A 7255-nucleotide genomic window follows, 5' to 3' on the forward strand; every position below is an offset into this window, starting at 1 on the left:
ACCCCCGATCCCGAAGAACCGCAACACCGAAGGAGTGTGCACAGTTGTTCCCCGAAGGTTTCCTCTGGGGCGGCGCCCTCGCCGCCAACCAGGTCGAAGGCGCATGGAACGTGGACGGCCGCGGCCCTTCCGTCGCGGACGTCACGGCCTACAAGCCAAAGGTCGACGTCACGAACTACGCCGCCCTGCACTCGATCACCACGGCCGACATCGAGGCCGCGCTCGCCGATCCCGACGTCGACAGGTATCCCAAGCGGCGCGGCATCGACTTCTACCACCGCTACGAGGAGGACCTGGCGCTGTTCGCGGAGCTCGGCTTCAGGACGCTGCGCGTCTCGATCTCGTGGAGCCGCCTGTTCCCGACCGGTGAGGAGGAGGAGCCGCTCGAGGCCGGAGTCGCCTTCTACGAGTCGCTGTTCACCGAGATGCGCCGCCTGAACATCGAGCCGCTGGTCACCCTGCACCACTACGAGATGCCGCTCGCGCTCGCGCTCGCCTACAATGGATGGGCCGACCGCCGGGTGATCGAGCACTTCGTCCGCTATGCGCGCGTGTGCTTCGAGCGCTTCGGGTCGCTGGTCAAGCTCTGGCTCACGTTCAACGAGATCGACGGGATCATCCGGCATCCGTTCTCGTCGGGCGGCGTCATCCCCGACCGGGGAGACGTGCTGCAGGCCAGCTACAGCGCCCTGCACCACCAGTTCGTCGCGTCGGCACGGGCGACGCAGCTGTGCCACGAGCTGGTCGAGGGCGGCCGGATGGGCTGCATGCTCACCAAGCTGACGACCTATCCGCGCACGTGCCGACCCGAGGACGTCGCGGCGACGCAGCAGAAGATCATCGACAATCACTTCCCGGCGGACGTGCAGGTGCTCGGCGCCTATCCGCGACTCGTCCTGCGCAAGCTTGAGCGGCAGGGCGTCGTCGTGCCCTTCGAGCCGGGCGACGAGGAGGTCCTTCGTGACCACACGGTCGACTTCGTCTCGTTCAGCTACTACATGACGACCACCGAGTCGATCGATCCCGATGCCGAGCGCGCGCCGGGGAACACCATCGTCGGGGTCAAGAATCCGTACCTGTCCTCGAGCGAGTGGGGATGGCAGGTCGACCCCGTCGGCTTCAGGATCTCGCTGATCGAGCTGTACGACCGCTACCGCATGCCGCTGTTCTGCGTGGAGAACGGCATCGGCTCGATCGATGTCGTCGGAGAGGATGGGATCGTGCACGACCCCTATCGGATCGACTACTTCCGCGCCCATTTCGAGCAGATGAGGCAGGCGATCGACGAGGGCGTGGAGCTCATGGGCTACACGAGCTGGGCGCCGATCGACATCGTGAGCCTGTCGACGTCGCAGATGTCGAAGCGATACGGGTTCATCCACGTCGACCTCGACGACCTGGGGCGGGGAACGGGCGAGCGGCGCCGCAAGGACTCGTTCCACTGGTACCAGAAGGTCATCGCCACGAACGGAGCAGATCTCAGCGGATCCGGGGGCGACGTGCCGGTGTGACGCGGCGCCTGGAGGCAGCAGGGAGGAGACCGTCATGAGAGTCAGGAAAGTGCTCAACAACTCCGTCGTGCTCGGCGTGGACGAGGACGGCGCGGAGGCCGTGCTCGTGGGCGCCGGTCTCGGCTACGAGCTGAGCCAGGGGATGGAGATCGACGCCGAGCGCGTCGAGCGCACCTTCGTCCCCGGGAACGCCCACGCGGCCGAGCGCCTCATGGCGTTCGCCCAGGAGATCCCCGCCGCCGACGTCGAGCTGACCGAGGAGATCGTCAGCGCCGCCGCCGACCGGCTCGGTCTCGAGGTCACCGAGCATCTCTTCGTCCCCCTCGCCGACCACCTGTCCTTCGCCCTCCAGCGGGCGCGCGCGGGTGCGGCCGAGATCGAGTATCCGCTGCGCTGGGAGGTGCAGCAGCTCTACCCGGTCGAGGTGCAGTTCGCGCACGCGATGCTCGACGTGGTGCGCGAACGCAGCGGCGTGACGCTCCCCGCCGGCGAGGTGGTCCCGCTCGCGCTGCACTTCGTCAACGCCCAGTTCGGCGCCACCGATCTCACGGCCGCGATGCAGATGACCGAGGTGCTCACCGAATCCCTCCAGATCGTCGGCGAGCACCTCGGCATCGCCGTCGACGAGGACTCGCTGCCCGTCGCCCGGCTCGTGACGCATCTGAGATACCTCTTCCTGCGCCAGCAGCGGCAGAGCCTGCACGAGAGCAGCGATCTGCCGTTCGAGAACGAGATACGCGGGGCGCTGCCCACCGAGCACGAGTGCGCGCTCGGAGTCGCCGAGCTGCTGGCTCGTCGCTGGGGATCGGCCATCACCTCCGAGGAGATCGTCTATCTCACCCTGCACATCGGACGGCTCAGCGCCTCGTTGCGCGCGCACGGAGGAGACGGATGACCTCGCCGCTGGCCGAGACGATCCTCCGGCTCGTCGGCGGGCCTTCGAACGTCGTCTCGCTGACCCATTGCATGAGTCGGCTCCGCTTCACCCTCGTCGACGAGCACGCCGCCGACCGGGTCGGGTTGGCGGGTCTCGACGACGTCGCGCTCGTCGTCGCGCGAGCCGGCCAGCTCCACGTCGGGATGCGGCGTGCACTGATGCCCACGTACGACGACATCGCGGAGCTGCTGCGATGACGCGATCCGCATCCGCCCATCGACTCCCCGAGAGAGGAACACCATGATCGAGCGCGCTGTGACGTTCGGCTCCAGGCTCGGGCTGCACGCCCGGCCGGCATCGAGGATCGCCCGCGCCGCCGCGAAGCACCGCGGCACGACGCTGACGATCGCCGCCGAGGGAGCGCCTCCCGACCAGGCGAAGGACGCGACGTCCCTGCTGTCGCTGCTGAGCATCGGCGCCGAGTACGGAGACGTCCTCGTCGTGCGCGGCGAGGGCGTGTCGGCGCAGGAGGCCGTGGACGAGCTCGAGGCCCTCCTGCTCGACGAGCTCGACGGCGGCGGCTGATCGACAGGCGCGCACCGAGGGCTCCCGCCCGCTCAGCCCGTCACGAACGCGGCGTAGCGGTCGAGGGCCGCGTCCACGGCAGCGGGGTCGACGGATGCTCCGGGGAAGACGGCGGCGCGTGCCGCCCCGTCGTGACGGCCCACGGCGCGGGAGTGCGTCCACGTGCCGACCACCCCGCCTCCGTCGAGGATCGTCGGCCGCACCATCCCGTTCGCCCCCGGCCCCACGAGCGCACGGTGCTCGGGGCCGCAGGCGACATCGCGGTCGGCGTAGGAGATGTAGTACTCGTCGAACGGCGGCAGCGCGACGACACCCGGACGCCCGGGATCGCGGCGCGGGCGCCGCCGCGCGCGGTAGGTCGCGGCGCTCCCGTCGCCTCGCCGTTCCACGCGGTCGCCGGCCGCCGCCGCGGCGTCGCGCGCCGCTCCGAGCGTCAGCCCGCTCCACCAGACGAAGTCGGCCACGGTCGCGGGACCGTGCCCGTCGATGTACCGGACGAAGAGCTCGGTGCGCGGATCGGCCGGGCGGGCGGCATCCGTCACCCAGTCCTCGACGAGCACGAGGTACTGCTCGCGCGTGACCGTGCCGGGCCGCGGGACGACCGGGCCGTGGCAGAGCACCCCGCGCCAGCTGAGCGCCTGCAGCAGATGGATCCCCCGCTGCCCCGCCGTGTCGACGCCCGCTCCCTCGATCACCGCGTTCACCTCACCGCGGGTGAGACGTCCGCCGCCGCGGAGCGCGGCACGGACGGCTCGCTCGGACCGCGCGAACGCGTCGGCGTCGAGTCCGAGCTCTCGATGTCGGGATGCCGCGGAGCGGAGCTGCCGCTCGGCGGTGGCCTCCAGGAGCCACCCGAGATCCTCCGCGGGGCAGATGTGGATGGTGCCGCGCATCGTCCACGAGCGCACGAGCCGTCCACGGTCGAAGGCGGCATCGACGCGGGAGAGCCCCGGCTCCCGCCGGGACCGCAGCGCGAGCGCCCATCGTCCGCCCCAGAACTCCTGCGCCTGGACCGCCAGCATGTGGCGCGCCGCGGCGACCGGATCGGCCGCCGGCGCGGTCAGCCGGTGTGCGCACAGTCGCTCGGCGCGCGTGCTCTCGCGGGTCATGCGACCATCCTGCCGCAGGCCGCGGACACGGGCACGCCGTGCGCGCCTGGTCTAGGCGAACGGGCTCGGGGTGAGGGTGTACTTGGTCTGCAGGTACTCGTGGATGCCCTCGGCCCCGCCCTCGCGGCCGAGGCCGGACAGCTTCCAGCCGCCGAACGGCGCGGCGGCGTTGGAGACGACCCCCACGTTCAGCCCCATCATCCCGGTCTCGAGACGCTCGATCATGCGCTGACCGCGTGCGAGGCTCTCGGTGTACACGTACGACACGAGTCCGTACTCGGTGTCGTTGGCCAGGCGCACGGCGTCGTCCTCGTCGTCGAACGGCACGATCGCGAGCACGGGGCCGAAGATCTCCTCGCGCAGGATGTCGCTGCCCGCCCGCACGTTCGCGATGACCGTGGGCTGGTAGAAGGTGCCCGGGCCGTCGACGGCGCTGCCGCCGGTGCGCAGCTCGGCGCCGCGCGAGACGGCGTCCTCGACCAGCTGCGACGCCTTCGCCACGGCACGGTCGTCGATGAGCGGACCGATCGTCACGCCTTCCTCGGTGCCGCGCCCGATGCCGAACGACCGCACGCGCTCGGTCACGCGCCGTGCGAACTCGTCGGCGACCGAACGGTGCACGATGAAGCGGTTCGCCGCGGTGCACGCCTGCCCGATATTGCGGAACTTCGCCGCGATCGCCCCGTCCACCGCCTTGTCGAGATCGGCATCGTCGAACACGACGAACGGAGCGTTGCCGCCGAGCTCCATCGAGGTGCGCAGCACCCCGCCTGCGGCCTGCTCGAGCAGCTTCTGCCCCACCGGCGTCGACCCGGTGAACGAGAGCTTGCGCAACCGCGGGTCGCGGATGATCGGCTCCGAGACCGCGCCCGAGGTCGACGTCGTGATGACGTTCACGACGCCCGCCGGCAGTCCGGCGTCCTCGAGCAGCTTCACGAAGTACAGCGTCGTCAGCGGTGTCAGCTCCGCCGGCTTGACGACCACGGTGCAGCCCGCCGCGAGTGCCGGGGCGATCTTGCGGGTCGCCATCGCGAGCGGGAAGTTCCACGGCGTGATGAGGAAGCACGGGCCGACCGGATGCTGCGACACGATCATGCGCCCCGTCCCCTCGGGGTTGGGTCCGTACCGGCCCTGGATCCGCGGCGCCTCCTCGCCGAACCACCGCAGGAACTCGCCGCCGTAGGCGACCTCTCCGCGCGCCTCAGCGAGCGGCTTGCCCATCTCGATCGTCATGAGGAGGGCGAAGTCCTCCTTGCGCTGCTGCAACAGGTCGAACGCACGGCGCAGCAGCTCACCACGTTCACGTGCCGGTGTCGCCGCCCACGCGGGGAACGCGTCCACCGCGGCGTCCAGGGCGGCCGTGCCGTCTGCCACGGACGCCGACGCGATCGTCCTGACGGTCCTGCCCGTGGCCGGGTCCTGCACCGTCAGCGTCGCGCCACCCTCGGCCGCCCGCCACTCGCCGCCGATGAACAGCCGGTCCGGAACGTCGGCCAGCAGCGTGGACTCACGGTCGTCGGTCATGTGCACTCCCTCGTCGCGGGTGGAAATCCGGACCACGCGCACGCCGCGGATGCGATCGCGCGGGCATCGTCGCCTCATTCTCACGGGGACGCCGCGGGAGCGGCACTGTCCGGTGCGGCGCCCAGGAGTCTCCGATTCGCCGCCGCGTACATCGACGGTGAGGAGCACGGCATCCGCTCGACTGTCAATCGACACCCGCTCGACATCTGCGCATGGCACCCTATGTCCATGAACCGCGACGTCTCCGCGCACATCGCCCTCACCGTCACCGAGCCGGCCGACCTCGTCTTCTCCGTCGCGGTCGCCGCCGGCCACGACGCCGACGAGACGCTCCGGGTGTCCGTCGACGGCGTCGAGGCGCCCGTCGACGAGGTGCGCGACGCGCACGGCACGCGCCTGCACCGCGTGCGCGCACAGACGGGGAGCCTGCTGCTGGACTATAATGCCGCGATCCGCGGGAGAGCCGTCGCCGAGCGGGCGGACGCCGCCGACCCGATCCGCTACCTTCGTCCCAGCCGCTACGCGGAGTCCGACGTGCTCGCCCCCACCGCGGCTGCGGAGTTCGGCGGCATCGAGCACGCGGCGGACCTCCTCGCGGCGGTCTCGTCCTGGGTCGGCACACACCTGATGTACGTGCCCGGATCGTCCCTGCCGACCGACGGGGCCGAGCGCACGCTGCTCGCCCGCCAGGGCGTGTGCCGGGACTATGCGCACCTGTGCGTGGCGCTGCTGCGGGCCAGCGGCATCCCCGCCCGCCTGGCCGCGGTCTACGCACCGGGGCTGGACCCCATGGACTTCCACGCGGTCGCCGAGGCGTGGGTCGACGATGCATGGTGCGTGGTCGACGCGACGACGCTCGCGCCGCGCGACACGCTCGTGCGCATCGCGACCGGGCGGGATGCGGCGGACACCGCGTTCCTCACGGTGCAGTCGGGTCGGGCCGACCTCGACACAGTGGAGGTGACCGCCGTCGCCGACGAGCTGCCCACGGACGACATCACCAGGCTCGTCCCGATCGGCTGAGAGTGTCAACCGATTGACCCACGGAGTGTCAACTGGTTGACTATAGGTGTGGCCGATCGCATCAGCTTCACCCTCCAGGAGCTCGTCTCCGTGCTCGACGCGCACGCGGACGTCCGGCTCCGCGCGGCCTACGGCCTCTCGATCGGCGACTTCATCTACCTCGCCACGATCGACGATCTGCAACCGGTCGACATCACGACCCTCGCGGGCTGCCTGAACCTCTCGAAGGCCGCCGTCAGCAAGCGCATGCCGATCCTCGCCGGGGCCGGCTGGATCACGACCTCCGCCGACCCCGATCACGGTCGCCGCGTCATCGTCACCCTGACCGAGCGCGGTGCGACGGTGGTCCGCGACGCCGGCGACGACCTGGACGGCGAGGTGACCGGCCTCTTCTCAGATCCACGACTGCAGGACGACGGTTTCGACCCCGTCGCTCTCAACCGTCACCTCGAGACGCTGATCGCCCTCGTCCGGGAGAAGGGAACCCCGTGAGCACCCGCATCCTCGTCGTCGTCGGAACCCCGTTCGCCGACAGCCTGAACCATGCCCTCGCCGCCGCGTACGTCGACGGCGCCCGCGCTGCCGGCGCGGAGGTGCGGATCGTCGACCTCGCCGCCGACCCCGTG

Annotated in this window: 8 protein-coding genes; 6 read left to right on the plus strand and 2 right to left on the minus strand. The window is 70.7% G+C overall.

Annotation, left to right across the window (positions count from 1 at the left end; translation table 11 throughout):
• Positions 1–44: 44 nt before the first annotated feature.
• From GVL03_RS11655 to GVL03_RS11670, 4 genes are read left to right on the plus strand one after another with little or no spacing between them, the layout of a single operon-like run.
• Positions 45–1511 (plus strand): glycoside hydrolase family 1 protein, encoded by a 1467-nt coding sequence (locus GVL03_RS11655; protein WP_235038138.1) that lies wholly within the window; start codon positions 45–47, stop codon positions 1509–1511.
• A gap of 34 nt (positions 1512–1545) precedes the next feature.
• Positions 1546–2406 carry a PRD domain-containing protein gene (locus GVL03_RS11660; protein ID WP_159501169.1) on the plus strand — a complete coding sequence of 287 codons (861 nt, stop codon included), beginning with the start codon at positions 1546–1548 and terminating at the stop codon, positions 2404–2406.
• Positions 2403–2645, plus strand: a complete 243-nt coding sequence (locus GVL03_RS11665) for a PTS transporter subunit EIIB (protein ID WP_159501170.1) — start codon at positions 2403–2405, stop codon at positions 2643–2645. The genes GVL03_RS11660 and GVL03_RS11665 overlap by 4 nt, the downstream gene beginning before the upstream one ends.
• A 43-nt stretch (positions 2646–2688) precedes the next feature.
• Positions 2689–2973, plus strand: coding sequence for an HPr family phosphocarrier protein (locus GVL03_RS11670; protein WP_159501171.1), 285 nt, complete (start codon positions 2689–2691; stop codon positions 2971–2973).
• A 32-nt stretch (positions 2974–3005) separates the two neighbouring features.
• On the opposite strand, the gene GVL03_RS11675 is transcribed toward GVL03_RS11670, so the two are convergent.
• Entirely contained in the window at positions 3006–4082 is a 1077-nt protein-coding gene (locus GVL03_RS11675) for a winged helix DNA-binding domain-containing protein (protein ID WP_159501172.1), read from the minus strand.
• 51 nt (positions 4083–4133) lie between these two features.
• Positions 4134–5606, minus strand: coding sequence for an NAD-dependent succinate-semialdehyde dehydrogenase (locus tag GVL03_RS11680; RefSeq protein ID WP_159501173.1), 1473 nt, complete (start codon positions 5604–5606; stop codon positions 4134–4136).
• Between the two features lie 228 nt (positions 5607–5834).
• Here GVL03_RS11680 and GVL03_RS11685 point away from each other — a divergent pair, with 228 nt between their 5' ends.
• Together GVL03_RS11685 and GVL03_RS11690 are read left to right on the plus strand one after the other, a co-directional pair.
• Entirely contained in the window at positions 5835–6629 is a 795-nt protein-coding gene (locus GVL03_RS11685) for a transglutaminase family protein (RefSeq protein WP_159501174.1), read from the plus strand.
• A 48-nt stretch (positions 6630–6677) separates the two neighbouring features.
• Complete coding sequence (locus GVL03_RS11690) at positions 6678–7121, plus strand: MarR family winged helix-turn-helix transcriptional regulator (RefSeq protein ID WP_159501175.1); 444 nt, start codon at positions 6678–6680, stop codon at positions 7119–7121.
• The last annotated feature ends 134 nt before the right edge of the window (positions 7122–7255 follow it).

The sequence above is a fragment of the Microbacterium sp. 18062 genome (genome assembly GCF_902706225.1).
In the GTDB taxonomy this organism is placed as follows: domain Bacteria; phylum Actinomycetota; class Actinomycetes; order Actinomycetales; family Microbacteriaceae; genus Microbacterium.